Annotated in this window: 23 protein-coding genes; 12 read left to right on the forward strand and 11 right to left on the reverse strand. The window is 47.7% G+C overall.

The window, feature by feature from the left end; all coding sequences use genetic code 11:
* Positions 1–167: 167 nt before the first annotated feature.
* Together Q1A23_RS01975 and ribD are read right to left on the reverse strand one after the other, a co-directional pair.
* Positions 168–650 (reverse strand): GAF domain-containing protein, encoded by a 483-nt coding sequence (locus Q1A23_RS01975; RefSeq protein ID WP_299818719.1) that lies wholly within the window; start codon positions 648–650, stop codon positions 168–170.
* 68 nt (positions 651–718) lie between these two features.
* A complete protein-coding gene (gene ribD / locus Q1A23_RS01980) occupies positions 719–1,753 on the reverse strand; it encodes a bifunctional diaminohydroxyphosphoribosylaminopyrimidine deaminase/5-amino-6-(5-phosphoribosylamino)uracil reductase RibD (protein WP_299818722.1) in 1,035 nt (344 codons plus the stop codon).
* Between the two features lie 151 nt (positions 1,754–1,904).
* On the opposite strand from ribD, the gene prmC reads away from it, so the two are divergent.
* The 5 genes from prmC (at position 1,905) to rfbA (ending at position 6,541) form a co-directional block, all read left to right on the forward strand.
* The gene (prmC, locus tag Q1A23_RS01985) at positions 1,905–2,759 is read left to right on the forward strand and encodes a peptide chain release factor N(5)-glutamine methyltransferase (RefSeq protein ID WP_299818725.1); all 855 of its coding nucleotides are present in this window, start codon (positions 1,905–1,907) and stop codon (positions 2,757–2,759) included.
* Between the two features lie 132 nt (positions 2,760–2,891).
* Positions 2,892–3,476, forward strand: coding sequence for an acyltransferase (locus Q1A23_RS01990; protein ID WP_299818728.1), 585 nt, complete (start codon positions 2,892–2,894; stop codon positions 3,474–3,476).
* A gap of 22 nt (positions 3,477–3,498) precedes the next feature.
* Positions 3,499–4,536 (forward strand): UDP-glucose 4-epimerase GalE, encoded by a 1,038-nt coding sequence (galE, locus tag Q1A23_RS01995; RefSeq protein WP_299818731.1) that lies wholly within the window; start codon positions 3,499–3,501, stop codon positions 4,534–4,536.
* Between the two features lie 2 nt (positions 4,537–4,538).
* A complete protein-coding gene (rfbB, locus tag Q1A23_RS02000; protein ID WP_299818734.1) occupies positions 4,539–5,588 on the forward strand; it encodes a dTDP-glucose 4,6-dehydratase in 1,050 nt (349 codons plus the stop codon).
* 92 nt (positions 5,589–5,680) lie between these two features.
* A complete protein-coding gene (gene rfbA / locus Q1A23_RS02005; protein WP_299818736.1) occupies positions 5,681–6,541 on the forward strand; it encodes a glucose-1-phosphate thymidylyltransferase RfbA in 861 nt (286 codons plus the stop codon).
* A 61-nt stretch (positions 6,542–6,602) separates the two neighbouring features.
* Here the strand turns inward: rfbA and chrA are convergent, their stop codons facing one another.
* On the reverse strand, positions 6,603–7,775 hold the full coding sequence (chrA, locus tag Q1A23_RS02010; RefSeq protein ID WP_299818738.1) for a chromate efflux transporter: 1,173 nt from the start codon (positions 7,773–7,775) through the stop codon (positions 6,603–6,605).
* Between the two features lie 63 nt (positions 7,776–7,838).
* Complete coding sequence (locus Q1A23_RS02015; RefSeq protein WP_299818741.1) at positions 7,839–8,822, reverse strand: 2-oxoglutarate and iron-dependent oxygenase domain-containing protein; 984 nt, start codon at positions 8,820–8,822, stop codon at positions 7,839–7,841.
* 104 nt (positions 8,823–8,926) lie between these two features.
* Here Q1A23_RS02015 and Q1A23_RS02020 point away from each other — a divergent pair, with 104 nt between their 5' ends.
* Positions 8,927–9,766, forward strand: coding sequence for a hypothetical protein (locus Q1A23_RS02020; RefSeq protein ID WP_299818743.1), 840 nt, complete (start codon positions 8,927–8,929; stop codon positions 9,764–9,766).
* A 282-nt stretch (positions 9,767–10,048) separates the two neighbouring features.
* On the opposite strand, the gene floA is transcribed toward Q1A23_RS02020, so the two are convergent.
* The 3 genes from floA to proS all read right to left on the reverse strand — a co-directional run bounded on the left by floA (position 10,049) and on the right by proS (position 13,238).
* Positions 10,049–11,038, reverse strand: a complete 990-nt coding sequence (floA, locus tag Q1A23_RS02025; RefSeq protein ID WP_299818746.1) for a flotillin-like protein FloA — start codon at positions 11,036–11,038, stop codon at positions 10,049–10,051.
* A 5-nt stretch (positions 11,039–11,043) separates the two neighbouring features.
* On the reverse strand, positions 11,044–11,523 hold the full coding sequence (locus tag Q1A23_RS02030; RefSeq protein ID WP_299818749.1) for an NfeD family protein: 480 nt from the start codon (positions 11,521–11,523) through the stop codon (positions 11,044–11,046).
* A 236-nt stretch (positions 11,524–11,759) separates the two neighbouring features.
* Positions 11,760–13,238, reverse strand: coding sequence for a proline--tRNA ligase (gene proS, locus Q1A23_RS02035; RefSeq protein ID WP_299818752.1), 1,479 nt, complete (start codon positions 13,236–13,238; stop codon positions 11,760–11,762).
* 186 nt (positions 13,239–13,424) lie between these two features.
* Between proS and Q1A23_RS02040 the strand changes: the two genes are divergently transcribed.
* The 5 genes from Q1A23_RS02040 (at position 13,425) to Q1A23_RS02060 (ending at position 21,020) form a co-directional block, all read left to right on the forward strand.
* Complete coding sequence (locus Q1A23_RS02040; protein ID WP_299818755.1) at positions 13,425–14,624, forward strand: hypothetical protein; 1,200 nt, start codon at positions 13,425–13,427, stop codon at positions 14,622–14,624.
* 14 nt (positions 14,625–14,638) lie between these two features.
* A complete protein-coding gene (locus Q1A23_RS02045) occupies positions 14,639–16,150 on the forward strand; it encodes a hypothetical protein (protein WP_299818758.1) in 1,512 nt (503 codons plus the stop codon).
* A gap of 170 nt (positions 16,151–16,320) precedes the next feature.
* Positions 16,321–18,552 (forward strand): S9 family peptidase, encoded by a 2,232-nt coding sequence (locus Q1A23_RS02050; RefSeq protein ID WP_299818761.1) that lies wholly within the window; start codon positions 16,321–16,323, stop codon positions 18,550–18,552.
* 130 nt (positions 18,553–18,682) lie between these two features.
* Positions 18,683–20,119, forward strand: a complete 1,437-nt coding sequence (locus Q1A23_RS02055; RefSeq protein ID WP_299818764.1) for a S41 family peptidase — start codon at positions 18,683–18,685, stop codon at positions 20,117–20,119.
* A gap of 97 nt (positions 20,120–20,216) precedes the next feature.
* Positions 20,217–21,020, forward strand: coding sequence for a hypothetical protein (locus Q1A23_RS02060; protein ID WP_299818767.1), 804 nt, complete (start codon positions 20,217–20,219; stop codon positions 21,018–21,020).
* Between the two features lie 5 nt (positions 21,021–21,025).
* Here the strand turns inward: Q1A23_RS02060 and Q1A23_RS02065 are convergent, their stop codons facing one another.
* The 4 genes from Q1A23_RS02065 to Q1A23_RS02080 all read right to left on the reverse strand — a co-directional run bounded on the left by Q1A23_RS02065 (position 21,026) and on the right by Q1A23_RS02080 (position 25,715).
* Positions 21,026–21,892, reverse strand: a complete 867-nt coding sequence (locus Q1A23_RS02065; protein WP_299818770.1) for a RelA/SpoT domain-containing protein — start codon at positions 21,890–21,892, stop codon at positions 21,026–21,028.
* 96 nt (positions 21,893–21,988) lie between these two features.
* On the reverse strand, positions 21,989–23,260 hold the full coding sequence (locus tag Q1A23_RS02070; protein ID WP_299818773.1) for a chloride channel protein: 1,272 nt from the start codon (positions 23,258–23,260) through the stop codon (positions 21,989–21,991).
* A gap of 150 nt (positions 23,261–23,410) precedes the next feature.
* On the reverse strand, positions 23,411–24,856 hold the full coding sequence (locus Q1A23_RS02075) for an aldehyde dehydrogenase (protein ID WP_299818776.1): 1,446 nt from the start codon (positions 24,854–24,856) through the stop codon (positions 23,411–23,413).
* 70 nt (positions 24,857–24,926) lie between these two features.
* The gene (locus Q1A23_RS02080) at positions 24,927–25,715 is read right to left on the reverse strand and encodes an SDR family oxidoreductase (RefSeq protein ID WP_299818779.1); all 789 of its coding nucleotides are present in this window, start codon (positions 25,713–25,715) and stop codon (positions 24,927–24,929) included.
* A 121-nt stretch (positions 25,716–25,836) separates the two neighbouring features.
* On the opposite strand from Q1A23_RS02080, the gene Q1A23_RS02085 reads away from it, so the two are divergent.
* The gene (locus Q1A23_RS02085; RefSeq protein ID WP_299818782.1) at positions 25,837–26,376 is read left to right on the forward strand and encodes a 3-hydroxyanthranilate 3,4-dioxygenase; all 540 of its coding nucleotides are present in this window, start codon (positions 25,837–25,839) and stop codon (positions 26,374–26,376) included.
* Positions 26,377–26,403 lie beyond the last annotated feature (27 nt).

Here is a 26,403-nt window from a genome sequence, read left to right on the forward strand (position 1 = left end):
AGAGGCCCGCTGCAATTTATATTTGCAGCGGGCCTCTTGTTTTATAAAGCTAGCAGCGTACGGAGCTCCTGTACGTGTCTGGAGTTAGCAATGCCGTTGTTACATAACGCCCCAAAACTCTCAGACTTTTAAAATGCAGTAAGTTCTGCTAGTAATGCACAGCTATACTAGTACCAGCTTGCAACGAGCTGCATTAGCTGCTCCAGGTATTTCTGGTCTACTTCATCAAAGTCGTTTAGTTTATCGCTGTCTACATCAAGCACCAGTTTTACTTCACCGTCTTTAATTACCGGCACTACAATTTCTGACTTAGAGTCGCTGCTGCAGGCAATGTGGCCCGGGAACGCCTCTACATCTGGCACAAGTATGGTTTGCTGCTGGGTGTAGCTGGCGCCGCAAACGCCTTTGTGGTAAGGTATGCGGGTGCAGGCAATTGGCCCCTGAAACGGCCCTAGTACCAACTGTCCCTCTTTATTAAAGTACACGCCTACCCAGAAAAAACCGAAGCCTTGCTTTAAAGCCGCTACAAGGTTTGATATGTTGGCAATCAAGTCGGTTTCTCCGGTTACGAGGGCCTCTATTTGCGGGAGTAATGTTTTATACTTTTCCTCTTTGCTGAGGCTCTGGTCTACTAAAAGTGATTCGGCCATGGGCTAATGTTGAATGAGTGAGTGAATTTATGTAACTGTTAACTATTCGCTTGTTAAATAACCTGTGGTTAACGCTGGTTATTTAGGTAATGCAACAACTGGTCTGGGCCTAAAGTTTGAATGTTGTGCAGGTTAGCCTCAATGTGTGGGGCTTTCATGCCTTCGCCCAAAGTTTTATACTTGCTTTTAAACACCATTGCCTCGTCCCAAAGGCCTAGCTGCAGCAAGCTGTCCAGCAGGAAAGTACCGCCTTCTACCATTACCGAAAGAACGTTTCGTTTGTGTAAATCCTGCATTACCTGTGGCACCAAAAGGTCCTGCGCCTGTAGCTGCACAAAGTATAAATTCTCCTGCTCTTCCTGCTTTACATGATTATAAACTAACGTTGGCTGGCTTTTATCAAAGAGGTGCAGGTGCTGTGGCAGTTGTAATTGCTTATCTATCACAATGCGCAGCGGATTTTGGCCGCTCCAGAGGCGGGTATTCAGGCGAGGGTTGTCGTAAAGTGCGGTGCGGCTGCCCACCATTATTGCCTGCTCCTCGGAGCGCCATTTGTGCACCAGCCTTTGCGCCAGTTTACCGCTTATCTGATGTTGGGCATAGTTTACGCCAGCAATGAACCCATCGGCAGTTTCGGCCCACTTTAAAAGTATAAAGGGTCGCTTTTGGCTATGAAATGTAAAGAAGCGCTTGTTAAGCTCCAGCCCCTGCTCCTCCAGCACACCTACTTTAACCTGGGCACCTGCATCAAACAACTTTTTAATGCCACGGCCAGCTACCAGCGGGTTTGGGTCTGTGTTGCAGATAACTACATGCCTCAATCCATGGCTGATGAGCAGATCGGCGCAGGGCGGCGTTTTGCCAAAGTGTGAGCACGGCTCCAACGTTACGTATACTGTGCTTTTCGGTAATAGGCTTTTATCCTCTACAGCAGCCACAGCGTTAACCTCGGCGTGCGGTCCGCCATACTTTTGGTGCCATCCCTCCCCAATAATCTGACCATCGTGCACAATTACGCAGCCTACCATAGGGTTGGGGCTTGTAAAGCCACTTCCCAGCCTGGCCAGTTCCAGCGCACGTTGCATGTATAGTTCGTCAGGCATAATTCAGAGAGCTAGGGTGTAGAAAGAAAACGTAAAAACTAACCTGTTCAGATTATCCGCACGTAATTCTTAACTCAAAGTTCATCATTGGTAGTTCTCAAAAAACTACTTTTGCAAAGATACCTAAAACTAAAAGAAACCAAGTATAACCGTGGCTACCATACAGCAGATTCAGCAGCACATCAGGAAAAGTATAGCGCATGCTTACCCCGAGCCAGAGGCAGGGGCTATTGCGCAGCGTTTGTTGCAGCATATACTCCGTAAATCGAGGTTGGAGCTGAGCCTGAAGCAGCAGGAGCCGGTAACGCCCGAACAAGAAGAAAGTATAAAAAGCGCCATCAAGCGCCTGCAAGCGCATGAGCCGCTGCAATATGTGCTGGAAGAAGCCTATTTTTATGACTTGGATTTGTTTGTGGATAAGCGTGTGCTGATCCCGAGGCCTGAGACAGAGGAACTTGTTGATCTGGTTGTTAAGGAATATCAGGGGAAAGGTGGCTTGCAACTATTAGATGTATGCACCGGAAGCGGCTGTATACCAATTGCTTTGGCGGCTAACTTAAGCACAGAAAAAGTATATGGACTGGAGGTTTCTGCGGGGGCTTTGGAGGTGGCCGAGATTAACGCCGCAAAGTATAAAGTGCCTGTACATTGGCTGCACCAGGATGTATTTGAGCCGATAGAAAGTATAGCGCCGGCATCATTGGATATTGTTACGAGCAACCCACCTTATGTATTGGAATTGGAGAAAGAGCAAATGCGCGAAAATGTACTAGAGTATGAGCCGCACCTGGCGCTTTTTGTGCTAAACACCGATCCGCTTAAGTATTATAAACGCATTGCCATACTTGCTCACAAGCTGCTAAAAGAAGGCGGAAGATTGTACTTTGAGATAAACGAACGCTACGGGCAGGAGGTAAAGCAACTAGTGTTGAAGAGTGGCTTCAGCAGCGCTGAGGTAGTGCAGGACCTGTTTGGGAAAGACCGGATAGTAAAGGCTATAAAATAGCTGATTGGCATAGTATAAGAAAAAGCATCTATCTGCTAATTATAGTATAAAATTGTATCTTTGACCGGGCAGAGCCATAAAATATTTATCTGCTTAAGGTATTCAGTTTTAGCAGCTAACAATATCGCACCCATGGATTATTTTGCGCACGAGTCGGCTGTAGTAGATGCAGGTAGCGTGATTGGTAAGGGAACTAAGATCTGGCATTTTAGCCACCTGATGAATGGTTGCCGCATTGGAGACAACTGCAACATTGGGCAAAATGTGGTTATATCGCCTGGGGTGGTATTGGGTAATAATGTGAAAGTGCAGAACAATGTGTCGGTTTACACGGGTGTCATTTGCGAAGATGACGTGTTTCTGGGTCCATCCATGGTATTTACGAATGTAATAAACCCGCGCAGTTTTGTAAACCGGAAAAACGAGTTTAAGCAAACGCAGGTTCGAAAAGGAGCAAGTATAGGAGCCAATGCAACTGTAGTATGCGGTGTAGAGATAGACAAGTACGCTATGGTGGGGGCAGGATCTGTGGTTACGAAGAATGTGCCTGCTTTTGCTTTAGTGTATGGGGTGCCGGCAGTACAGCATGGATGGGTAAGCCGCTACGGGCATAAGCTAAAGTTTAACCAAACAGGTGAGGCTATATGCCCAGAAACAGGTGAGGTATACCAATTGCAAGGCGGGGAGTGTATTTTGATACCTGAACCGGTAAATTAGTAATAGAACAAACTTTAATATTTTGGCAAAAGAAAAAATTTTAGTGACAGGCGGGGCAGGCTATATTGGCTCGCATACAGTTGTGGAGTTGGTAGAGGCCGGTTACGAACCTGTGATCATAGATAACTTCTCTAACTCAGAAGAAAGTGCCCTTGATGGTATAAAAGCTATACTTGGGCGAGACGTTATGTGCCATAAAATCGACTGTAACAATGCCGATGCGCTACGGCATGTATTTGAGCAGGAGCAAGGCATTAAAGGCGTTATCCATTTTGCAGCTTACAAAGCAGTAGGCGAGTCGGTAGCAGAGCCGCTGAAGTACTACCAAAACAACGTTGGCTCTTTGGTTACGCTGCTACAGGTAATGGGCGAGCAACAAGTATACAATCTGGTTTTCTCATCATCGTGCACGGTGTATGGCATTCCGGATGTGCTGCCGGTTACAGAGCGAACACCTGTGCAGAAAGCCAACTCTCCGTATGGCAATACCAAAAAAATGTGCGAAGAAATCTTAACGGACCTGGCGGCAAGCGGCAGTAACATTAAAAGTATAGCCTTGCGTTATTTTAACCCGATTGGAGCGCACCCTTCAGCTAGAATAGGCGAATTGCCACTTGGCGTGCCTAATAACCTTGTTCCGTTTATCACACAAACCGCAGCTGGTATCAGAGAGCAGCTTACCATATTTGGTGATGACTACGACACACAGGACGGCACTTGCATCCGGGACTACATACATGTAGTAGACCTGGCCAAAGCACACGTAACTGCTGTGGAAAGATTGCTGCAGAACAAAGCCGAAAGTATAGAATTCTATAATGTGGGTACCGGAACGGGCAATACCGTTTTAGAGGCAGTAAAAGCATTTGAGAAAGCAACCGGCGAAAAGCTGAACTACAAAATAGGCCCCCGCCGTGTGGGCGATGTTCCAAAGATTTACGCCGATGTGACCAAAGCGACAGAGGTGCTAGGTTTTAAAACAACCAGCACACTTGAGCAGGCCATGAAAAGCGCCTGGGATTGGCAGTTATCTCTTCAAAAAGAATCAGCAAAAGCATAAGTATGAAAATATTAATTACAGGTGGTGCCGGATTTATTGGCTCGCATGTGGTACGCCTTTTTGTAACCAAGTACCCGAATTACCAGATTTACAACCTCGACAAGCTTACCTATGCCGGTAACCTGGCAAACCTCACCGATATCGAGGATAAGGAGAACTATAGTTTCCTGAAAGGCGACATTGTGGATGCCGCTTACATAGAAGAAATCTTCAGCACATATAAATTTGATGCAGTAATACACTTGGCCGCCGAGTCGCACGTGGACCGCTCTATTGCAGACCCGCTGGCCTTTGTGCAGACGAACGTGATCGGTACCGTAAACTTGCTTAACTCCGCCAAAAAGCATTGGGCTGATGACATGCAGCGCCACTTGTTCTACCACATCTCTACCGACGAAGTGTACGGCTCTTTGGGTGAGGACGGGTTGTTTACGGAAGAGACTGCTTATGACCCGCGATCACCATACTCTGCCTCCAAAGCCAGTTCAGATCATTTCGTGCGTGCCTGGTACCATACGTATGGCCTGCCGGTAAAAATCTCGAACTGCTCTAACAACTACGGCCCTAACCACTTCCCTGAGAAGCTGATACCTCTTGCCATCAACAACATTAAAAGCGAGAAGCCGGTGCCTGTTTACGGCAAGGGCGAGAACGTGCGCGACTGGCTTTACGTGCTGGACCACGCGCGTGCCATCGACGTGATCTTCCATGAGGGGAAGTTGGGAGACACTTACAACATCGGGGGCGTAAACGAGTGGAAGAACCTGGACCTGATTGAGCTGCTTTGCGACCAGATGGACCAGAAACTGGGCCGTGAGCAAGGCCACTCCCGCAAACTGATAACGTTTGTGAAGGACCGTGCCGGCCACGACTTGCGCTACGCCATCGATTCATCCAAGCTGATGAACGAGCTGGGCTGGAAACCGTCGGTTACGTTTGAGGAGGGCCTGAGCAAGACCGTAGACTGGTACCTGGAGAATACCGAGTGGCTGGAGAACGTGACATCCGGCAATTACCAAAGCTATTACGAGCAGCAGTACACGCACCGCTAATAGTTGTAAATAAATAATGATGCGTAAAAGTTGTTGATGAGGTGCTTAGCGCGGCCTCTGGAAAACGACTGACAAAGAGAAAAGCAAACCTGATGAAAGGAATTATACTTGCAGGGGGCTCCGGTACCCGCTTGCACCCACTAACGTTAGCCGTAAGCAAGCAGCTGATGCCGATTTACGATAAGCCGATGATCTATTACCCGCTGGCCACGCTAATGCTGTCTGGAATCCGGGAAATCCTGATCATCTCAACGCCGCACGACCTGCCCATGTTCGAGCGCTTACTAGGCGACGGTAGCCAGATAGGTTGCCGCTTCAGCTACAAGGTGCAGGAGGTGCCAAATGGCCTGGCACAGGCTTTTGTGATAGGCGAGGAGTTTATCGGCGATGATAAGGTGGCGCTGGTACTGGGAGATAACATCTTCTACGGCTCAGGCATGAGCAAATTGCTGCAAGCCAACAATGATCCGGACGGCGGTGTGGTTTATGCTTACCATGTGCACGACCCAGAGCGTTACGGTGTGGTGGAGTTCGACAAAAACAACAATGTGATTTCGATAGAGGAGAAGCCGAAGCAGCCTAAATCCAATTACGCCGTGCCCGGCCTTTACTACTACGACAACGATGTGGTGGAGATAGCCAAAAACCTGGAGCCGAGTGCGCGCGGCGAGTATGAGATAACCGATGTGAACAAGGAGTACCTGCGCAGGGGAAAACTGAAGGTGGGCATACTTGACAGAGGAACCGCCTGGCTTGATACAGGCACGATACAGTCGCTGATGCAGGCGGCCACGTTTGTGCAGGTGATAGAGGAGCGCCAGGGACTGAAGATTGGCTGCATAGAGGAGGTAGCTTACCGCATGGGCTTTATAGATGCGGCGCAGTTGCAGCGCATTGCCGAGCCTTTGAGGAAGAGCGGCTATGGCGACTATCTGCTTAGTATTCTGCGATAGGAATATAAAGTATAAATCCGGTTAAGGCATCCTTAACCGGATTTATACTTTATAACCTCGCCTAATAAATAATAAAGCCCAGCACCAACCCTGTAAGTATAAGTATGGGAGGCGGAATTTTGGTGAAGGTTAGCAGCGCAAACGTAACCACCACCACACCAAAGTTAAAGATTGTATTTTCAATGGGATGGTAAAGAAGTATGGCTGCTGCCACCACCATGCCAGAACTTACAGCGCTAATGCCTTCCAGGGAAGCGCGCACTACTCTATACTTTTTAAGCTCGTCCCAGAAGCGGATCACAAAGAATATGAGGAAGGTGCCCGGCAAAAATATACCTACCGTAGCTACAAAAGAGCCAAGTATTTGCCCACCTATACCAAACCGGCGCATGGCTAGATTGCCAATAAAAGAGGTGAACGAGAAAGTAGGACCCGGTAAGGCCTGAACAATAGCGTAACCCGACAGAAACTCCTCTCCGGTAAGGTAGTGCTTAAAATCTACAAACTCAGAGTATAAAAGCGGGATAAGCACCTGCCCACCGCCAAAAACAAGGCTGCCGTTACGGTAAAAGTTCTCGAATAAACGCACAGGCAACGACGAGGTAAAGGCACCTAGCGAAGCAGCAGTAACCAAAACAGCCACATACAGTATAAAGTTGGCCCATTCAATCTTAAGCTTTTTGTCTTTTTCCTGCGGATGTTCTCTAAACCGAAGAGCCGTAACTGCACCGCCTGCTATAAGTAAAACCGGCAATACCCACGGCGAGCTAAAGAAATAAGCAAGTATGGCCGACACCATCATCAGTACAATACCGGTTTTGGTATTAATCACTTTTGAACTGATCATGTAGGCTGCGTAGGCCACAAAACCTACTGCCATAGGCTGAATGAAGTTAAGAAACTGAAGTGAAATGCCCTGGTCTTGTAAGTAAGTAATGGCGATGGCTGCAATGCACATGATTGTAGCGGCAGGAGCAATCCAGATGAGCAGCGTGAGGTAAGCCAGGTTTGGGCCGCCTATTTTATAGCCTATGGCTGTTATCGTTTGCGTTGAGGTGGGCCCTGGCAGAATAGAGCAGAGCGCGTTTAGCTCAATCAGTTCCTGCTCTGTAAGGTAATGGCGTTTATCTACCAGCAGCTTAAACATTAAGGCAATATGCGCTTGTGGCCCTCCAAAAGCTGTAAGGGCCAGGACCAAAACGTCCCTCAAAAATATATAATAGCGCAAGCTCATTCTATAAAAATAAAAAAAGAGAGACAGCTTTCGCCATCTCTCTTTAATTTATTGCATTTATACTTACGCTTTTTTTAATCCAAGCTCTACAAGGCGCTCATTCAGGTACTCGCCTGCTGTTGCATCCGGGTAAGCCTTTGGGTTTTTATCATCTATGCAGCTTTCCAGGCAGGTTAAATCCATTTCGGAGCGAGGGTGCATAAAAAACGGAATAGAGAAGCGGGAAGTATGCATCAGCTCGCGCGGCGGGTTAACTACACGGTGAATGGTAGACTTCAGTTTGTTGTTTGTTAAACGGGCCATCATATCGCCAACGTTTACAACTACCTGCTCTGGCAATGCCGTTATCGGAATCCATTGGCCGTCGCGGCGAAGCACCTGCAAACCGTCTGCGCTAGCGCCCATCAGCAACGTGATCAAGTTAATATCGCCATGCTCCGCGGCACGCACAGCATCAGCTGGTACGCTATCCGGGTTCTCGATCGGGAAGTAATGGATAGGGCGCAGAATGCTGTTGCCATACTTTACCTTGTCGTCAAAATAATTCTCGTCGAGGCCAAGATGGATGGCAATGGCACGCAGTACCTCTTTTCCGGCTGCCTCTAGTCTTTTGTAAGCCTCTAAGGTTACTTCTTCAAACTCGGCAACTTCTTTCGGAAAGATATTGTCAGGGTACTCCTGCTTTATCGGGTCGTTGTCCGGAATAACATTTTTATCCTGGCCTACATGGTAAAACTCTTTCAGGTCGCCGGTGTTAAAGCCTTTTGCCTTTTCTTTGCCTTTGCCTACATAGCCACGCTGGCCGGCGAGTGCAGGGTTTTCATACTTTTGCTTCACCTCATCTGGCAAGGCAAAGAATTTCTGAGTTGCAGCATACAGTTTAGCGGTCAAATCATCGCTAAGGCCATGGTTGCGCAAAGCAATAAAGCCAATGTTTTGGTACGCATCACCCAACTGTTTCACAAACTGAGCCCTTCTTTCCGCATCTCCAGATGTGAAATCCGCTAAATCAAGAGAAGGAACCTCATCAAACAAAATCTCGCTCATATAGTTATTTCTGTATACTTTTTTGTGTTCTTCACGTAGTTCGCAATATACGAAAAAAATAAAATCGTTAAATTAGCTGAATTGCTAAACAAAACTATAATTACATGAAAAAAACGTATTTGCTACTGGCCTCGGCGCTTCTGCTAGGTTTTTCTGCCTGTGATACTGCCCGACAAACACAGGAAAACGAGTCTCAGAACCCTGCTACGACAGCCAGAGGCGATGGACCAACACCAACAGGTGCCGTTATGAGTAAGGGCGGCCTGCGTGTGTTTGCTTTTGACGATTCTCAGAAATACCCGGAGTCGCAAATACGCCTGAATGTACCACCTGCCGGTGGTGTGGTAGAGGCTGGCCCGGTTCAGTTTGACTACGACTTGTCTAATTACCAGCTTACCCGCATGACGCCCCACTCTAACTCGGAGCACATGGCTAACTCGCAGGAGGGGCAGCACATTCATAATATTGTAGATAACGAGCCATACACGGCACATTATACTACTGAGTTTACGAAAGAATTGGCAGAGGGTGACCACGTTATACTTTCTTTCCTTTCAAGATCTTATCACGAAAGCTTAAAGCACAAAGGCGCTTACGATCTGCGCATCGTAACAGCGGGCAACCCTACAGAGCGTATCGACTTTGACGTAAATGCCCCGCATATGTTCTACAGCCGCCCTAAAGGCGAGTATGTTGGCGCGGACACAGAACAGGTAATGCTGGACTTTTACCTCGTTAATACAGAGCTGTCAACGACAGGAAATAAAGTGCGCGCTACTATAAACGGCACAGAGTTTATACTTGATAAATGGATGCCGCACATTATGGAAGGCTTGCCAATGGGCGAGAACACGATTAAACTGGAGCTGATAGATAATAACGGTAGCCTGATACCTGGCCCATACAACAGCGTAACCCGTACCTTTACACTCAAAGCAGAGTAGTAGAAAAGATATAAAGTATAAAAGCCGCCTTTTCTGAGTTAAATCAGGGCAGGCGGTTTTTTTGTGTTCAAGGCAAGTGCTCAGGCTATATATGAAAGGAATTTAGCCCAGGCTCTAAGATAAAACTGGGGCAAGTATTATTCAGCAACAATTTAAGTGTAATGCCCTTTAAAAAAATGAGAATAGTATGCAGCAGCGTAACTTTTAAGTCTGTATGATGCACAAAAAAACGGCCACACGCTGCTTAAGCGTATGGCCGTTTTAATTAAAGTATAAATTTACTTATTCTTTAGGCTTATTCGGGTTTTGAGAGGCGCCTGGGCTGGCAATAGAATTGCGCATGTCTGTATCAGACTGGATATTCTGCATTTTGTAGTAGTCCATAATGCCCAGGTTGCCGCTGCGGAAAGCCGCTGCTATGGCCTGCGGAATTTCTACTTCTGCCTGAATTACATTGGCGCGTGCCTCCTGTGCCTTTGCTTTCATTTCCTGCTCCACGGCAACGGCCATGGCACGGCGTTCTTCGGCTTTGGCTTCAGCTACTTTTAAGTCGGCACCAGCCTGGTCTATCTGCAGTTTTGCACCAATGTTTTCCCCAACATCAATATCGGCAATGTCGATAGACAGAATCTCGTAAGCAGTTCCAGCGTCGAGGCCTTTCTGTAGTACTAGTTTAGAAATAATGTCCGGGTTCTCTAATACACTTTTGTGAGAAGTAGACGAGCCAATAGATGTAACGATGCCTTCGCCTACACGGGCAAGTATGGTTTCTTCGCCGGCACCACCAACCAATTGGTTTATGTTGGCACGAACAGTAACACGCGCCTTCGCAATAAGCTGAATGCCGTCCTGGGCTACAGCAGCTACGTTTGGTGTGTTGATCACTTTAGGGTTTACTGATGTGGTAACAGCCTCGAACACGTTACGGCCGGCAAGGTCTATGGCCGTTGCCTGCTTAAACGAAAGCGGGATATTTGCTTTGTCGGCAGAGATAAGCGCTTTAATTACAGTAGGTACGTTACCGCCTGCCAGGTAGTGCGTCTCAAGTTCTGTCGTGGTTAAATCAATGCCGGCTTTGGTGGCGTTGATCATGGAGTTTACGATAAGGCTTGGCGGCACTTTACGAATACGCATGAATACCAGTTCCAGCAGGCCTACTCTTACTCCCGAAAACAGGGCGGTTATCCAGAGGCTGATCGGGACAAAGTATAAAAAGATGATTAGCAGGATAATACCGCCTGCTATTAAGAACAATAATGAGAAATTTTCCATCTGGGTTAGGTTAGCTTATATTCTTCTACTGTGATTTTATTATTGGTAAGTTTAATGATGCGAACAGGAGTATCGGGCGGAAGGAACTCGCCGTTGGTTTGTACCTCGTGGTGGCGTTCGGCAAACAGAGCAGTACCCTGGGGGCGTAGCGCTGATACTGTTTTCCCCATTTCCCCTACAGCTAAAGTATGCTGAAACTCATCGTTTACGCGGCTGCTGTGCCTGTCTTTCAAGGCAAAGCGCGTCCAGCTATCAGACCTGAAGCTATAGACAAAAGCCACAGCCGCAATAAGAACGGTGGTGGCAAGTATGGCATGCCCGGTACTGTTGCCTAGTGCAGCATATCCAATCCAGATGCCAATGCAGGTAAGCACAAAGCCCAGTATGCCCACAATGGTTGTGCCCGGCACAAATATCAACTCTACTACAATTAGCAGTAGGCCAATGCCGATAAGCAGAATAACTGTAATCCAGTCTAATAACATAAGTAGGGTGCTTGTGTAAGTAAATATAGCAATTAGGAGATAGAATTACGAATTAACTTCGTTTTAGCACCGCTTAATTTCTGCAGCAGGCAGGGCTGCCACAAAAGAAGTACGGTGCATTTATACTTTATTTACGGGTTAACCTGTGTCAAGTATAAAGCAAAAGCGCTGCTTCCCGTAACGAAAAGCAGCGCCTTTATAAGCTGATGATTACTCAGCGATAAGAAATGTTATATTTAATAAGCTTTAGCAAAGTATACGCGTTGCTTGCTTGGCTTTCCGGTTAGCATATCAACACCATCTTCTTCAGGCGTGTCCAAGGCAATGCATCGGATAGTGGCCTTTGTTTCTTCTTTTATGCGCTCCTCGGTTTCCGGAGTGCCGTCCCAATGGGCTAACACAAAACCACCTTTGTTCTCCAGTACATCCTTAAACTCCTCATACGTATCCACTTTAGTTGTATGCGTCTCACGGTAAGCAAGGGCTCTATCAAAGATATTCTTCTGGATCTCGTCAAGCAGCGCAGGTATATAATCGGCAAGGCCGGCAAACTGCTGTGTGCTTTTCTCTTTTGTATCGCGGCGCGCTATTTCTGCAGTACCGTTCTCAAGGTCGCGGGCTCCGATGGCAATACGCACAGGTACGCCTTTCAGCTCCCACTCGGCAAACTTATAGCCAGGGCGTTCAGTATCGCGGTTGTCATACTTTACGCTGATGCCCTTTGCCTCCAGCTCGCGCTTAAGCTGGTTTACTTTTTCGCTGATCTGGGCCAGTTGTTCTTCGCCTTTGTAAATAGGCACGATCACAACCTGTATAGGAGCTAAGTTAGGAGGAAGTACTAAGCCTTCGTCATCAGAGTGGGCCATTACCAGCGCACCCATCAAGCGTGTGCTTACGCCCCACGAAGTTCCCCATACGTGCTCCAGGCCACCTTCTTTCGTCGCAAACTTCACATCAAATGCCTTTGCAAAGTTCTGTCCTAAAAAGTGGGAAGTACCAGCCTGTAATGCTTTGCCATCCTGCATTAAGCCTTCGATGCAATAAGTATCCAAAGCGCCTGCAAAGCGTTCGCTAGGGGTTTTTACGCCACGTATTACTGGCAGGGCAATGTATTGCTCAGCAAAGTCAGCGTATACGTTCATCATTTTCACGGTTTCCTCTACCGCTTCCTCTGCAGTAGCATGTGCCGTATGGCCCTCTTGCCACAGGAACTCTGCCGTGCGCAGGAACAGGCGCGTGCGCATCTCCCAACGCACTACGTTTGCCCATTGGTTTATAAGCAGAGGCAGGTCGCGATAGCTTTGTATCCAGTTTTTGTAGGTGCTCCAGATGATAGCTTCTGAGGTTGGGCGCACAATAAGTTCTTCTTCCAGTTTGGCGGCAGGGTCAACGCGAAGTTTTCCTGGCTTATCTGGGTCTGTTTGCAAACGATAATGGGTTACAACCGCGCATTCTTTGGCAAAGCCCTCGGCGTTTTGCTCCTCAGCTTCAAACAAGCTTTTGGGTACAAAAAGCGGGAAGTACGCATTAGAGTGGCCGGTGGCCTTAAACATATCATCCAGCACACGCTGCATTTTCTCCCAAATAGCATATCCGTAAGGTTTGATAACCATGCAACCGCGTACCGCAGAGTTCTCTGCAAGGCCGGCTTTTTTTACCAGCTCGTTATACCATAAGGAGTAATCTTCGCTTCTTTTTGGTAACCCTTTGCTCATACTTAAAAAAAATTATACTATATCGCTTATAACTAATGTTTTTGGAATAATATTTGCTTGGTATATGCTCAGAGCAGCATATCATTCTTGCTCAAAATTACGTTTAATATATTATACTATTGATAAGGATTTGCGCACTTGTGTATTTATCTTTGATATAGAGGAAGTTTTACTACAGAGATGGCCATGAAAAAGTTTACGATACATACACTAGCCCCCGCTCTTGCGTTGCTGGCGCTAGGTTGCAGCAGCCCCACCGCTATGCAGTCTACAGAGTACGACGACATGTACTACAGCTCAGCAGACAAAACGCAGTACATAGAGCCGGAAGCTACAGCTTACAACGAGCTAAGTGAAGCAGACAGCGAGGCGCAAACACAGCAATATGCTGAAAGCAGCAATGCCGTTACAGAAGATTATTATGCTGATGAGTATTATGATGGCCGCGATTATAACCCGCGCGACAACTGGTACAGGCCAAATTATTCGTATGTTGATCCTTATTGGGGAAGCGCGTACACGCCTCGCCATTATGCCTACAGCCGCTACAGTTCGGCTTTTTATGATCCATTCTACGATCCTTTTTATGCTGATCCGTTCTTTTACGATCCTTTCTACCGCAGGCCTTACTGGGGCAGCGGCATTTCTATAGCCATTAGTTACAACTACGGCTGGGGAGGCTGGGGCGGACACCGCCCATACTACAGCCGCTGGTATGCTAATAACCCATACTATCATGGCTACTACGGCGGCTACAACAGCGGTTATTACGGTAACAACTGGTATTACGACAGGCCAGTAGTGATTGGTAACAGAGTTAAAACGCAGTACGGCCCGCGCGATGCCCGCGGAGCAGTAGTAACAGAAGGCACCAGGGGCAATGGCGGCAGGCCTAACAGAGGCGAAGCTTACCAGGGCGATGTAACCGGAACTGAGAATGCAAGGCCAGCGCGTCCGTCACGTTCAAGCGAGGCTGTAGTAGCTCCGGAGTCTGCTAACGAAGCCAAGCCATCGGTGCCAACACGCCCAAGCCGTACCGAATATTATGACCCAAGCAAGGGAAGAAGCCGCACCACGCGAGAGCCTGCAAATGTAGGAGGGCAGCAACAGCAGAACGAACGCCGAGCCGTTGAGCCAAGGCAGCAGCGCACTACACGTACCCGCGAGTATACGCCAACACCTAGGCAAACAGAAAGGCAGCAGATACGCCAGAACAATGTGCCACAGCAGCAGCAGCAACAGTCACGCCCGGCACCAAGCAGGCCAACTTTTGAGCAGCGCCGCGAGAGTCCTACGCCATCACGCTCTAGTGAGGTAAGGCAACAAAGCAACAATAACTCGTCGTCATCGGGAAGCAACAGCGGCCGCCCAAGAAGAGGACAATAAATCAGACACACCCCATGAACATACATAAGCTATTTTTAGCCAGCCTGGCACTTACGCTAGGCTGGGCTGGCAATGCCTTTGCTCAAAACGAGGTAGATGCCCTGCGCTATACACGATTAGGTATTACAGGTTCTGCACGTATACAGAGCATTGGTGGCGCACAATCGGCACTTGGAGCAGACATATCTACTATATCATCTAACCCGGCTGGTTTGGGCATGTTCCGCAGGTCGGAGTTTAGCATTAGCCCGGGTCTGCAGTTTAGTAACACACAAACAAAAGTTGGAGGCTTTACGCAGGCTACTGATCAAAATGCAGTAAGTATACCACATGCTGGTATTGTGCTAAGCAGCAGAAAAAATGATGAAGGAGCCGACTGGCGAGGTGCAAGTTTAGGCATCAGTTTTACAAGGCTAAACAACTTTAACCAACGCTTGTCCTATAGCAACACAGCCGCAGAAGACCAGTTAACTATAGTTGAGTATTTTGCGGAGCAGGCAAACCAGAATGGCAGAACATTACAAAGCCTGGACGATGAGTTTGCCAACGGGTTTACAACAATAGAGGGTTTGGCCTACGGTGCTTACCTGCTTGATGTTGTGGAAGACGAAAACGGAAATGAAATTGTAGTGCCGCTTTATAGAGAAGGGCAGGTGCTGGAGCGTGAGGATATCAGGCGTAGGGGTTCGCAAAACCAGTTTGACATTGGTGTAGGTACCAGCTATAAGGATAGGCTATACTTAGGGGCCTCCTTGGGTATAGTATCAACAAACTTTACGCAGGAAAGCGTTTACCGCGAATCAGAGACAAGCACCAATACTGCGTTTACAGACCTGGAGCTGCGTGATGAATTTACTACCCGTGGCGCAGGTATAAATCTTAAAGTAGGCGCTATCTTCAGGCCGATAGATGCGTTGCGTTTTGGTTTAACTTTACAAACGCCCACAGCTTATACATTTACCGACACTTACCAACGGGCACTTTATACATCTTACGACGATAAGCCTACAGACAGCGCGATAGAACTTCCGGGAGAGTTTACCTATAGCCTTGTTACTCCTTTTAGAGCAAGCGTGGGTGCTGCCGGTTTTATTGGCAAGTATGGCTTTATAACCGCCGATGTAGAGTTTGTGAATTACAGCAACATCAAGTTCTCTGAAAGCGAAGATGACTTTGCCTCCACCAGCGATTACTTTAATGATGTAAACAGCCGTATTTCAAACACCTACAAATCAGCGGTAAACTATAAGATAGGAGCTGAAGGCCGTGTAGATGTGTTTAGAGTGCGTGCAGGCTATGCCCATACCGGCGACCCTTATAAAAATGCCTCTTTTGACGGTGGTATAAATTCTTTTACAGCCGGTGCCGGCATCCGACTTAAAAATTATTCTGCCGACCTGGCTTATGTAAGAAGTGTGGGCAACAGCCGCTATTCCCCATTTGTGCTGCAAAACGGCGACCAGCCCGTAATTGATATTGAGGAGAAGCAGTCTACAGTTATGCTTACCTTCGGATACAACTTTTAATCTGTAACAGGTTTAGTTTAAAAGGCAGTCTGGTAAGGCTGCCTTTTTTTATACTTAAACAGAATTTTATACTTTTTGAGTACCGCCGTCCGTGGTTTTATGCGCTTTTTATGGCAAAACAATAATATTCTGATAAATTAGTAGGCTGAAATAAACACTAAACTAATCGCATGTATATCAAACTAAAAACAAACCTTTTGGCTGCTGCTCTCTTGTGCTTTGCCTTTATGGCGCAGGCACAGCAGAAAAAAGACATCACCCTGGAAGATGTGTACCGCAAAGGCACCTTCCGGGCGCAGTCTGTGTATGGCGTAAACTGGATGAATGACGGCCAGTTTTACAGCTCGCAGGTGCAGGATGAGCAGAACAAGGTAAACGACATTGTGAAGTATGATGTAACAACAGGTAAGCCTGTAAGCACTATCATTGAGGGTGAGAACCTTGTTGCGGAAGGAAGTACAACGCCGTTAAAGTATAGCGGCTATACTTTCAGCTCAGACGAAAAGAAAGTGCTTTTCTCTGCAGAGCGCGAGCAGATCTATCGTCGTTCTTCAAAAGCAGATTACTACATCTACGACATCGCCTCTAAAAAGCTTACCAAGCTAAGCAACGGTGGCAAGCAGATGTACGCTACATTCTCTCCGGATGCCAAGCGCGTTGCCTTTGCCCGCGACAACAACATGTTTGTAGTGGACCTGGGCAACATGAAGGAGACGCAGATCACCAGCGACGGTAAATTCAACTCTATCATCAACGGCTATGCAGACTGGGTGTACGAAGAGGAATTCTCTTTTGCGCAGGGCTTCCATTGGTCGCCGGACGGCAAGAAGATAGCTTTTTATACGTTTGATGAAACCAGCGTGCCGGAGTTTAACATGCAGATGTGGGGCGACCTTTATCCGCAGGATTACAAGTTTAAATACCCAAAGGCTGGCGAAGCTAACTCAAAAGTAAAAGTATCGGTATATGATGTAGCCAGCGGCTCAACCGTTAAAATGGATACTGGCAATGAGGCCGATATCTACATACCGCGCATCAAATGGACAAACAACCCAAACCTGTTGTCTATCCAGAAAATGAACCGCCTGCAGAACACGCTGGAGATACTGCATGCCAATGCTACAACCGGTAAGGCAGATGTTGTTCTGAAAGAGACTGATAAAGCTTACATTGATGTTACAGATGATTTGACTTACCTGAAAGACGGAAAGCATTTTATCCATAGCTCTGAAGTAAAAGGGTTTAACCACCTGTACCTGTACAACATGAGTGGCAAACTGGTGCGCCAGATCACGAACGGTAACTGGGAGGTAAGCAGCTACGTGGGCTACGACGAGAAGAACGATCGTTTATACTATATGTCTACGGAAGTGTCGCCGCTGGAGCGCCACCTGTACAGCATCAGCAGCAAGGGCAAGAAAAAGCAGCGCCTTACTACAGAGGCTGGTACATACAGCGTAAACATGAGTGATGACTACAAATATTACCTGGCTTACCACTCTGCCGCAAACGTGCCAACTACTGTAAGCTTGCATACTGCCAAAGATGGCAAGCTGATTAAAGTGCTGGAAGATAACCAGAAGCTGAAGAACACGCTGGCGCAATACAAGGTAGCTAAGCAGGAGTTCTTTGATATGAAAACTGCTGATGGCACGCAGTTGAACGGTTGGATGATCAAACCAACAGATTTTGACCCGAACAAAAAATACCCTGTGTTGATGTTTGTGTATGGTGGCCCAGGCTCGCAGACGGTAACTAACAGCTGGGGCGGCACCAACTACCTGTGGTACCAGGTGCTGGCTAACAAAGGCCTGATCGTGGTAAGCGTTGATAACCGTGGTACTGGTGCCCGTGGCGCTGAGTTCAAGAAATCTACTTACGCCAATTTGGGCAAGTATGAAATTGAAGATCAGGTTGAAGCCGCAAAGTGGCTTGGCAACCAGGCTTATGTAGATAAAAACCGCATCGGTATCTGGGGTCACAGCTTTGGCGGCTACATGACGTTACTGGGCTTAACAAAAGGCGAGGGCGTGTTTAGAGCAGGTATTTCGGTAGCGCCGGTTACAAGCTGGAGATACTACGACAGCATCTATACAGAGCGCTTCCTGAAAACACCACAAGAGAATGCAGCCGGTTACGACGATAACTCACCGCTTATGTTTGCTGATAAATTGCAGGGCGACCTTCTGCTGATCCACGGAACTGGTGACGATAACGTGCACTTCCAGAATGCGGTGGCGATGCAGGATGCTTTGATCAGCGCCAACAAGCAGTTCGAGAGCTTCTACTACCCGAACCGTAACCACGGTGTAGGTGGCGGCATTACTAGCTTGCACCGCTTTACCATGATGACGGACTTCTTACAGCGCAAACTGATAAACCCAACGGAGGTGAACCAGTAAGCAAAGTATAAGTATAAACCTAAGAAGGCCTGCCGGTAACGGTGGGCCTTTCTTTTTTGTACCTCTCTAAGCAACCTTATGCTTTAGCGCCTCATCTATAGCTACATACATCGCTGCTAAAGTATAAACTATGAAAAAAGTATTCTCTCTGCTGTTGCTGCTTTTTGTGGCCGCAAACGTAGCCTCTGCGCAAGAGGCACCGCAATCCAGGCTTTTCACGCCAGCGCAAATGCACCAGGACCTCGACAGCATGTATGCCTGGATTAATGCCACGCATCCCAATTTATACTTGCAGGTAAAAAAGGAAAAAGCTGACAAGGTATGGGAGCAGGCGAGGGCACAGCTAAAAAGGCCCATGACGCGGGTAGAGTTCGCTAAAATTGTTTTCCCGGTAACCTCACAGTACAAAGACGGGCACACCGGCTTAGGCTTTGATTTCTCAGATGAAGAGTTTCAGAAGTACTACGAGGAGGGAGGCCGGTTTTTCCCGTTGGGCGTGAAAGTGCAGGAGGGGCAGCTGTATGTTACAGAGGTAGCTAAGGGCCAAAGTATAAAACCAGGAGCAAGTATAACGAAAATAAATGGACGTAAAGCAGAAGAACTGGTGCAGGAAATGCTGCCTTACTGGCCTGCAGATAACAAACCTAACCAGGAAGCAACGCTAAGCAGGCTGTTTGGCTTTACGCTATGGTACTTATATGGCTGGGGCAATGACGTGGAGGTGGAGTATAGCAACTACGGTGAGCGCAAAAAGCAGGTGGCACAGCTGCAGGGAGTGGGCGAAGATACATTTTTCCATTACATCGGCTTCGGCTCCAGAGACTACAAACTGACTATACATGAGCAGGAGAGTCTGGCGGTGCTGGAGCTTTTCAATTTCAAACCAAAGATGAAAGAGTTAACTGCTTTCCTGGATTCCGCTTTTGCAGTACTGCAAGAGAGAAACATACAGCACCTGGCCATTGACCTGCGCAGGAGCGGAGGCGGTTACTCGGGTGTAGGTGCTAAGGTGTTACAGTATGTTACAGATAAGCCCTTTGATCTGACGGTGGCACGGGAGCAGTACCGTTCGTTGGTGCTGCCAAGCAAATCCTACAACAAAGGCTTCTATCAAAACAACATGGCCGCCTACGATGGCAAGTATGTAAACAACAGGTATAAATCAGTAGCACACCCACAGCAGCCTGAGCCACTAAAGAACCCGGAGCTGTTCTACGAAGGCAAAATATACTTACTTACCGCGCCGCGCACTTTTTCTTCGTCGCATATGATGGCAGCTGCGGTGAAGGGATATAAGCTAGCTACGGTTATAGGGGAGGCTACGGGTAACAACAATCATTTTATGGGTGAGGTAATAAACTTCCAACTGCCAAATACTGGTTGGTGGGGCATGTGCAGCACAGCGCAGTACTGGGCGGCGGGCATAACGGAGGCAACAAAGTATAAGGGTGTGCAGCCGGATGTAGAGGTAAAGCAAAGTATAAAAGACCTTGCCGCGGACAAAGACACGGTGCTGGAGTATCTGAAGGAAAGTATAAGAACAGGCAAGGTAGCTGCTGCAGAATAAAGTTGTAAGCTTCTGAAATGTAAAGGGTTAAAAATAAAAGCATAAATTTAACAGCTATTTTTGTGCATTACCTATCGCTATGCTAACACCTAAAACTATGAAAATTACCACGTTCTTTCTGCTGGCATTATGGCTGTGCGCTTTACAGGGTACAAACACCACCCGCGAACAAGCACTAGAAAGCCTGGCAAACGCCGAACGCGACTTCTCAGCCACCTCCCAGGCCGAAGGCCTGCACCAGGCTTTTGTGGCGTATATGGCCGATGATGGACTTGTATTTGCCCCGGCACCCACCAACGGGAAAAAACTACATGCCACAGCGCCGCCTAGTACTGCCTTGCTTACCTGGTACCCGGCTTATGCAGATATTTCCAGTTCTCTGGATTGGGGTTTTACAACGGGGCCATATCAGTTAAAAGCCACTCCAACGGATGATAAAATTGTAGGAGCAGGATTCTATTTGTCGGTTTGGCGAAAGCAGCCAGACGGCCAATGGAAAGTAGCGATTGATATGGGCAATTCATTCTCGCCAAACCTGCTGAAAACAGAAACCTATAAGCCGGCAGCACCTGGAGCAAGCAGCATTTCCAAAGGCACTCAAGAAAATCTGTTGGCAAAGGATGTGCAAAAAGTACAGCCTTATGATGCCGAAACTATCATTTACCGCCACGAGGAGTACCCACACAAGTATAAAAACGGTACAATTGAGCCAGCGGCAAGTATAACTTATACTAACCTGGGGCACGAGCTTTCTCCGGCCGAAGACATGGCTTATACTTATGGCAGCTATACCCATAACGTAGGCGAAAAAGCAGAGAAAGGGCATTACCTGAAAGTATGGAAAATGCTGGACGGACAATGGAAGTTAGCGGCACACAACCTGGTACCTGACAGAAAGTAGCGCAACTACTTACCTACCAACCTTGCCAGGCAAGTATACAGGTACTGTTTTTCCTGTTCATCAACGGGTAGCTTATTAATGTGGGCGTGCAACTGTGCAATTGTAACGCTGGCGCTTGCTGGTGCTGTATTAGTATATGTGTGCAACTCATTAGAAAGGGCCTGTATCTGTGTGGCTACCTGGTCGGCGTTGGTAGTAAACTGGTTTAAAAGCCAAAGCAGTCTGTTCAATAATTCGCTTGGTTCCTGAACGGGGTACCGTATGCAATGGTCTATTTCACTCCAGCCTTCCTCAAACAAGGTTTTTACCTGAATCTCCGCAAAATACTGCTGTTTATTGGGCTTTACCCTGACGATAAAATGCTCTGCTTTATACCCTTTCAGGTTGATCAGTACTTTATACTTAAGTGCTTCAAACTGCTTGGCCTCTACTGTGTCTTTGCTTTTCAGGTAAGCGTATGGCTCCCGCTTTAGCTCCCACAATTGCTGTATGTGCTCGCCAATGCCCTGCCAGGATTCTTTGTAGAGATGCAGTAGGCGCACGCCAATCAGGTCGTTTATAAACTCGAGGTAGTTGGCGGCGGTAAAGTTACGGTGGGGGTACTCCTTCTTTTTGCGCAGAATCTTTTTGAGCAGGTGCAGCGGCTCTTTTACACGGTAGCGCACCGCATGCACATCCTTTTGCCGTTTCAGGGTGTTTGCCAGCAGCAGACCGATATCCTCCAGCTCATTAAGGCGGTAAATGTAATCGTTGTAGATGGTTACCAGTTCCTGCGCCTCTATACCCTGCTTGTGCAGCTCTTCCGCACTTGTATCAAGTATAGAAAGTATAAAAGGTAAGGTAGCTCTCTTAAAACCGCTGTTTATGCCCATTACAAAGAGGCGTTACTCTGCCCCTAATGAAGGTATAATCGTATTTGCAGCTAAATGTTGCAGTTTATCGCCTTGGCCGGGCATACTTTCTGCTTATTATTCTTTCAAACCCAACTGCGCATTAATGAGCGGCGTTTTTGGAGCCAGAAAAAAACCGGTAAGGCTGGCAAACATTATTGGTATAAACTGGTGAAAGCCTGTTAAAGTAGATAGTAGGATAATCGTGCTGATAGGCGTACGCGTAACACAGGCATTGATCGCAGCCATGCAACTGACAAGTATAAGCGGCAGGTTCTGCCCCGGAAAGATAGTATGAACAATCATGCCCACCGTAGCACCGACAAAAAAGAGCGGAATGATAAAGCCGCCGCGCCAGCCGGAGGTAACTGTGAAGGCAATAGCCAGTATTTTAGCAACTAAAAGTATAACCAGAAACTCCAGCGTAAATTTCTCTTCCAGCAGTATATTCAGCTCATCGTGGCTGAAGTAGCGTGAAAGCGGCACGTAGTAGGCAATGGTGCCAATCAGCAAACCTCCAACAGCCATCTTAACATAAATGGGCACATTAAACTTTCGGAACATAAACCGGCATTGGCGCACAGTAAAAATAAACAGCCACCCTGCTGCCGTGCCTGCCAGGGCGTAGAGTATAGCGTAGAAGAAATCGTTAAGCTCGGGTGTGGAGTAAACCGGAAAATTCCAGGTAGGGCCGATGCCAATGTGCGTGATAAGGATAAAGATGACATAGCTGGAGCAACTGGCCACAAAAGCAGGTATTAGTGCCTGGTAATACTCTACCACATGCTTGTGGTGCAGGATTTCGAGGGCAAACAAGGTGCCGCCCAGCGGTGCTCCAAACAATGCCGTGAACGCGGCAGCCATACCGGCTATTGTTAGCGAGCGCAGGTCTTCGCCTCGTATTTTAAGCTTTTTGGCAATCCAGGTGCCCGTAGAGCCCACTACCTGCACCAGCGGTGCTTCTGGCCCGGCACTTCCGCCGCTGGCAATGCAAAGCCACGACGACAGGATCATAGACGGATTGTTCTTTGGTTCCAGGTGGCCGCCTTTAAAGCGGATATTGTTCACGATAAGGTCCATTTCGCCCGGATCGCCGAGTTTATGGATGATGAAGCCTGCCAGTAAGCCAGCGCCAGCCATAAGTGGTATCACCCAAAGCCCCTGCACCGGAGCCAGAAAATGAAGAAATCCCTCCAGCACCGTCCAGTAAAAGCCGGCGATTATACCTCCCACAATACCAATAGCCACCCACAGCAAAAATATCTTGCTGAACACAAAGGGGTTGAACTGTAGCGGATAGTTTAGCTGGTTACGCAGCGTAACGGCCAGTCGTCTTCTCTTAAAGTCCATCCTGCAAAAGTACGCAGAAATGCAGAGGCAGGTAAAGGAGAATTCAAATCAAAGTATTAAGCTGCTATTTACAGGGCAGTAAGATCTGCTGTATATACCTGTTGTTTACTGCTGTGCTCTAAATAACAGGTATATACAGCCAAAGTATACTTACAACTTCACGCAAATATTTTGGGGCTCGGTAAAGAAGCGCAGTGCCTCAAAACCGCCTTCGCGGCCCACACCTGAGTTTTTCATGCCACCGAAAGGCGTGCGGAGATCGCGCAGGAGCCAGGTGTTTATCCAGATGATGCCCGAATGAACCTGGTGTGCCACGCGGTGTGCCCGTTGCAAATTACTTGTCCAGATAGTGGCAGAGAGGCCATAGTCGGTGCAGTTGGCGTATTGGATCACTTCCTCTTCGGTATCAAAAGGCATAAGCGTAACTACAGGGCCGAAGATCTCCTCGGTGTTGGTGCGGCAGTTGTAAGGCAGGCCTTCGATTATAGTTGGTGCTATAAACCAGCCTTTGCTGCAACGGCCTTCTACCTGTACCTGGTGACCACCGGTGAGTATAGTCCCGCCTTCCTGCTTGGCCAACTCAATATAAGAAAGCACTTTTTGCATGTGTTGCTCCGATACCACGGCGCCCAGTTTAGAACCTTCTTCCATCGGATCCCCCACTTTCATAGCCTTTACTTTCTCCACAAAAGCATTTCTAAACTTCTCATACATAGGCCGCTCGATAAAAATTCGGGAGCCGCACAGGCAAATCTGGCCTTGGTTGGCAAAGGACGAGTGTATGGAAGTATGAAGTGCGTTATTAAAATCGCAATCAGCAAAAATGATGTTTGGGTTTTTACCACCTAACTCTAACGACAGTTTTTTGAACATTGGAGCCGCCGTAGCCGCTATAGTTCGTCCGGTGGCGGTTCCACCCGTAAACGAGATAACCGGCACTTTCGGATGCGCCGTCATGGCAGCGCCAACTTTATGCCCGTAGCCATGCACAATGTTCAAAACACCGGCCGGTAAACCCGCTTCAATACAGATCTCTGATAACAGGTAGGCCGTCATGGGCGTAACTTCGGATGGCTTGGCTACCACACAGTTTCCAGCTGCCAGGGCAGGCGCAATTTTCCAAGTGAACAAGTATAACGGTAGGTTCCAGGGAGAGATACAGCCCACCACGCCATGCGGATGACGGACCGTATAATTGATGGCATCGGTACCTTCCATGTAATGCGCTTCGGAGGCAAAGTGCTGAATAGCCGTGCCGTAAAAGCGCATGTTGCTACTAGCCCGCGGAATATCCACAGACTTCGCCAGCTTTAGTGGCTTACCATTATCTACAGATTCTGCTTCAGCCAGTTGCTCCAGGTTCTTATCAATCAGATCGGCAATGCGCATCATAATCTGCCCGCGCTTTTCGGCTGGCGTTTTAGACCACGCCGGGAAAGCTGCCAACGCCGCCTGCACCGCCTGCTCTACATCCTGCTCATCCGAATCGGGGATAAGTGAGTATACTTCGCCAAGCGCCGGGTTATAGTTGTCGATGTACTGCCCGGCCACAGGCATTACCAACTGGCCGTTTATATAGTTATGTATGTGCTGCACTATAATTTGCAATTATGAATTAGAAATTATGGAGAGACTGTGCTGATCAAAAAATTAAAAAACAACAATCTTACAAGCACCCTGTTCTGCCACCATCTACCGGTACATTTATACCATTAATATAAGCAGCGGCAGGTGTAGCCAGAAATGTGGCGGCGGCGGCAACTTCTTCGGGCTCGGCAAAACGACGAGCAGGTATCTCCTTCATCATCTCTTCTTCCACGGAATCTACTTCAGTAGCGGTTTTCTTTGCTTTGTTCTCGATGATGGATTCCAGGCGGCCGGTACGGGTAGCCCCGGGCAATACATTGTTTACCGTGATGCCATACTGCCCCAGCTCGTTAGCCATGGTTTTAGCCCAGCTTGCCACAGCCCCACGGATGGTGTTGGATACTCCCAACCCATGTAGCGGCTGCTTTACCGAGGTACTGATGATGTTGATAATGCGGCCATAACCAGCATTTTTCATAAGCGGAATAACTGCCTGCGCCAACGTGTGGTTGTTGATCAGGTGCATGTTAAAAGCGTTCAGAAACTCCTCTGGTTTGGCATCCACAATTGGTCCGCCTGCTGGTCCGCCGGTATTGTTTACAAGTATGTGCACAGCCTCTTGTTGCTTAGCATATACTTCCAGCTTTAGGGCTACATCTGCTGTATTGGCAAAATCAGCTATCAGGTAATCATGTTTTTGGCCTTTGCTGTTGTCTAGTTCCTGTGCAGTTGCCTTTAGTTTATCCTCATTGCGAGCAACCAGCGTTACATGCGCACCCAATTGTGCTAGCTCTACAGCAATGGCTTTGCCTATACCTTGCGTGCTGCCGCACACGATGGCTCTTTTATCAGTCAGGTCTAAGTTCATAAGCTAAATGTACGCAAAAGGCTTTAAAACTGAGTAGCAGAAATATAAATGGTTTATACGGAGATTACCGTTTTTGCCGGCTTTTGCGTACCTTCAAATTATAAACCTCAGAACTAAAACTATGGCCATACAACGCGCTTTCAACTTCAAAAAATGGATTGATGAACACCGCCACTTGCTTAAGCCGCCTGTTGGTAACCAGCAGGTCTTTAAAGGCAACGACGATTTTATTGTGATGGTGGTGGGCGGACCCAATGCTCGTAAAGATTACCATTACGACGAAGGCGAAGAGTTTTTCTACCAGCTGGAAGGCGATATCACCCTAAAGATTATTGAGGACGGTAAGCCTGTTGACGTTGAGATAAAAGAGGGGGAGATTTTTCTGCTACCGCCCAAAGTGCCCCACTCGCCGCGCCGCCCCGCTAATACTGTAGGGCTTGTAATAGAGCGTTACCGTAAGGCAGGTGAGAAAGATGGCTTTATGTGGTTCTGCGAGAACTGCGATAATAAATTGTACGAAGAGTATGCCGACGTTACCGATATTGTAGAGCAGCTGCCTAAGATCATGAATAAGTTTTGGGAGAGCGAAGACCTGCGCACCTGTAAAGTGTGCGGTACTGTAATGGAGCCACCAACTAAACCAGTAGAGGCCGCTGAATAAACAAAAGCCTTCTCTTGCATAACCTCC

The sequence above is a fragment of the uncultured Pontibacter sp. genome (genome assembly GCF_947492645.1).
GTDB lineage: Bacteria > Bacteroidota > Bacteroidia > Cytophagales > Hymenobacteraceae > Pontibacter.

Bases quoted from the DNA above. Each gene is read 5' to 3' on its own strand.
- Q1A23_RS02015 (WP_299818741.1), bottom strand. From the start codon at position 8,822: ATGAGCGAGATTTTGTTTGATGAGGTTCCTTCTCTTGATTTAGCGGAT.
- Q1A23_RS01975 (WP_299818719.1), bottom strand. From the start codon at position 650: ATGGCCGAATCACTTTTAGTAGACCAGAGCCTCAGCAAAGAGGAAAAG.
- rfbB (WP_299818734.1), top strand. From the start codon at position 4,539: ATGAAAATATTAATTACAGGTGGTGCCGGATTTATTGGCTCGCATGTG.
- Q1A23_RS02055 (WP_299818764.1), top strand. From the start codon at position 18,683: ATGAAAAAAGTATTCTCTCTGCTGTTGCTGCTTTTTGTGGCCGCAAAC.
- floA (WP_299818746.1), bottom strand. From the start codon at position 11,038: ATGGAAAATTTCTCATTATTGTTCTTAATAGCAGGCGGTATTATCCTG.
- Q1A23_RS02045 (WP_299818758.1), top strand. From the start codon at position 14,639: ATGAACATACATAAGCTATTTTTAGCCAGCCTGGCACTTACGCTAGGC.
- Q1A23_RS01990 (WP_299818728.1), top strand. From the start codon at position 2,892: ATGGATTATTTTGCGCACGAGTCGGCTGTAGTAGATGCAGGTAGCGTG.
- Q1A23_RS02085 (WP_299818782.1), top strand. From the start codon at position 25,837: ATGGCCATACAACGCGCTTTCAACTTCAAAAAATGGATTGATGAACAC.
- Q1A23_RS02070 (WP_299818773.1), bottom strand. From the start codon at position 23,260: ATGGACTTTAAGAGAAGACGACTGGCCGTTACGCTGCGTAACCAGCTA.
- Q1A23_RS02050 (WP_299818761.1), top strand. From the start codon at position 16,321: ATGTATATCAAACTAAAAACAAACCTTTTGGCTGCTGCTCTCTTGTGC.
- ribD (WP_299818722.1), bottom strand. From the start codon at position 1,753: ATGCCTGACGAACTATACATGCAACGTGCGCTGGAACTGGCCAGGCTG.
- Q1A23_RS02065 (WP_299818770.1), bottom strand. From the start codon at position 21,892: ATGGGCATAAACAGCGGTTTTAAGAGAGCTACCTTACCTTTTATACTT.
- chrA (WP_299818738.1), bottom strand. From the start codon at position 7,775: ATGAGCTTGCGCTATTATATATTTTTGAGGGACGTTTTGGTCCTGGCC.
- Q1A23_RS02080 (WP_299818779.1), bottom strand. From the start codon at position 25,715: ATGAACTTAGACCTGACTGATAAAAGAGCCATCGTGTGCGGCAGCACG.
- proS (WP_299818752.1), bottom strand. From the start codon at position 13,238: ATGAGCAAAGGGTTACCAAAAAGAAGCGAAGATTACTCCTTATGGTAT.
- Q1A23_RS02040 (WP_299818755.1), top strand. From the start codon at position 13,425: ATGAAAAAGTTTACGATACATACACTAGCCCCCGCTCTTGCGTTGCTG.
- Q1A23_RS02060 (WP_299818767.1), top strand. From the start codon at position 20,217: ATGAAAATTACCACGTTCTTTCTGCTGGCATTATGGCTGTGCGCTTTA.
- rfbA (WP_299818736.1), top strand. From the start codon at position 5,681: ATGAAAGGAATTATACTTGCAGGGGGCTCCGGTACCCGCTTGCACCCA.
- Q1A23_RS02030 (WP_299818749.1), bottom strand. From the start codon at position 11,523: ATGTTATTAGACTGGATTACAGTTATTCTGCTTATCGGCATTGGCCTA.
- Q1A23_RS02020 (WP_299818743.1), top strand. From the start codon at position 8,927: ATGAAAAAAACGTATTTGCTACTGGCCTCGGCGCTTCTGCTAGGTTTT.